Genomic DNA, 2791 nt, shown 5'->3' on the forward strand with positions numbered 1-2791 from the left:
GCGAGTCAGTCACAGAGGCTTTTGGTATTAGGCTCAAGATTGACCGTCAAGTTTGGTTTTGATTCGAGGCTGCCTCTCGCAAGGAGGCGGACGTGATTTGGGGTCGGACGAGCGATCCCGAATGGGCATTTTTCGAACCCTTCGTGATATGATTCGGGCGGAGAGTGGAGGCCCAACAGGTGACTATCGCGCGTTCTCGATGGCATCTTGGATCGTGGGAACCGGGGCGCCGCGGCGCGATCTTCCGCAGAGCCCGGCGAAACACGTTGGGGGCCGCGTCACGTGAAAAGCCTCGGCCGAGGCTCGGCTGTGCACGAGTAAAAAATGCATTCGACATCTAGGGTGGTGGGACGCGGCCTAGCGGTCATTGGCGTGTTTGTGGCTGGGCTCGCGTATCTCTATCGACCGTTACTCGCCGACGGGTTCGTCTCGGGTGACGTATTTGACGCCAGAATTCAGATCGCGATCCTGGAGAACTGGTCCAACTGTCTTAGCGGAAGAGGGGACTGCCTCTCGCCGAACTATTTCCATCCGACCCCCGTCACGCTCGGGTACAATGACGGGTACCTGGTGTCCGGGCTGATCTATGCGGTCGGACGGCGGTTTGGGCTCGATCCGTTTCTGGCCTACGAAGCCGTCGCGGTGGCGGTCCGCGCCTGCGGCTTCGCGGCCCTCATCGGGTTCGCGACGCGGGTCCTGCGGCTCTCCTTCTGGTTTTCTTTGTTGGCCGCGTTGCTATGGTTGATATCGCTCAATACCTATATTCAGGTCGCCCACTCGCAACTCCTCTATTCCGCGTTCTTTCCGATCGGGCTCCTGCTGCTTGTCCGCATCGAGGAGGCGGTGGGCGGACTCGACACCGTCGAAGCCCGCGCCTCGCTTCGGCACGCGTGCACCTCGGCGTTGCACCTCGGGGCCTTCGCGATGGTTTGGGCGGTCACTGCATACTACTCGTTCTTCTTCTTCACGCTGTTCGCGTTCCTTTACGTCGCCGCTTTCTTTATCCGCCGGCGCGACGAGGCGGCAGCGGTGGTGCGCGCGCTGATCAGTCGGCCCGGCCTGATCGCGCTCCTCACCGGCGCGGCCGCCTGTGCGCCGCTCGGCCTGACGCTGGTGTACGGACGGGCGCTCCGGGACACCGGCGGGCACAGCTGGTTCGCCGGCTCGGCGCCGCGCCTCTACGAGCTCTTCAATGTCGGACCGAACGCGCTGGTCTGGTCGCCGGTGCTGAGGCCGGTCTATGCGCTCGTGTCCGGCCGTGCGTTGACCATGTCCGAGATGTCGACTGGTTTTCCGCTGCTCTTTCTCGCTCTGGTTGTTGTAGGCACGGCCCAGGCATCCGCGGCGACAAATCCCCTGGCGTTGGGCAACGCGGCCGACGCCGCCGAGAGACATAGGCGTGACGTGCTCGCAGCGCTCAGCCTAGCGGCGGCCGGCACTATTCTTCTGGTTCTTGCCTTCGGCGGGGGCTACAGCGCCTGGAAGATCATGATGCAAGTGTTTCCCGGCGCCAGCGCAATCCGGGTCCCCTCGCGGGCGATGCTGCTCGTCACGCCGGTGCTCTGCCTGATCGTTGCTGCCACCTTGTCGAGCTTGCGGAACCGATTCCAAGGCCGCAGATGGATTGATCCAGCCTTGGCCGCGCTCGTTGTCTTCCTCCTAGCCGAGCAGATCCAAACGAGGCCGGACTTCCATCTTGACCGGCATACGGAGATGACCTTCTTGGCCTCGCTGCCGCCGCCGCCGGACGAATGCCAGTCCTTCTATGTCTCTGTGCCGCGATTCCCTCGTTGGAGCGACACAATTATTGATCGATACTACATTCACGCGGTCGATGCGATGCTGATCGCGGCGCTGCACCGGCTGCCTACGCTCAACGGCATGGCCACGTTCACGCCCAAAGGCTGGGACCTCACCGCGCCGTTCGAGCCGGACTATACCCGGCGCGTGGCAGCCCATGCGGCTGCGCACGGTCTCGACGGCGTCTGCGCACTCGACCTGAAAGCACGGCGCTGGTCGCTCGCCGACTTGTAGCGGAGCGATTCTTCACGCTCGCGTTGTCGCGACGCGTCCTCGTCCCGGTGCCGTCTCGAATGTGGTTGGAATCCGGGTGACGCGATCACCGGGCACTTGAAGGTACCGTGTCAGGCGGCGAGGTCAATGGGCTGTGCGATGGGGTGCGTGGCGAGGGTCTGCCAGCCGTCGACCTTGCGCATGTTGATCTGACCGGACGCGAGCAGCGCCCAGAACAGCATGGCGGCGGTTTCAGCGGAGGGCAGCACGGTCTGCGTCTTGATCCGTCGCTTGAACTCCTCGTGCAGCCGCTCGATCGCGTTTGTTGTTCTCGCGCTCTTCCATTGGCTCGGCGGCAACAGCGCGAACGTGAACAGACGCTCGCCGGCCTCCTCCAGGCTGTCGGCGACGGCGCGATGCTTCAGCCGCCATTTGCGGAGGAACGCCTTGCGGTGCGCCTCGATCTCTTCGGGGGTGGCCGCGTAGATCATGTCTGTGTAGTCGGACGTGATCTCCTCGTGCAGGCGCTCGGGTGCGTGGGCGAGCAGATTGCGATGCTTGTGCACGGTGCAGCGCTGCACCGGCACGCCGTTCCACACGACGGCTATCGCGGCGTCGAGCCCGGCGGCGCCGTCGGCGATCAGGAACTCGGGCCGCCGCAACCCGCGGCGAATCAGATCGTCGAGCACCGCGCGCCACGCCTCGGCGCTCTCGCCGCCCATGCTCCGCGCCGCCAGCAGCACCTTCTGGCCGTCGGCCCGCACGCCCATCACGACCA

Annotated in this window: 2 protein-coding genes; one reads left to right on the forward strand and one right to left on the reverse strand. The window is 64.5% G+C overall.

From position 1 onward, the window contains the following. The first annotated feature begins 324 nt into the window (after positions 1 to 324). On the forward strand, positions 325 to 2034 hold the full coding sequence (locus ABTU92_RS26350; protein ID WP_408094567.1) for a hypothetical protein: 1710 nt from the start codon (positions 325 to 327) through the stop codon (positions 2032 to 2034). A gap of 110 nt (positions 2035 to 2144) precedes the next feature. Here ABTU92_RS26350 and ABTU92_RS26355 read toward each other — a convergent pair. Beyond that, positions 2145 to 2791, reverse strand: a 647-nt coding sequence (locus ABTU92_RS26355; RefSeq protein WP_408094568.1) for a transposase, incomplete at its 5' end; no start/stop codon positions are given.

The organism is Rhodoplanes sp. SY1, assembly GCF_046000175.1.
GTDB lineage: Bacteria > Pseudomonadota > Alphaproteobacteria > Rhizobiales > Xanthobacteraceae > Rhodoplanes.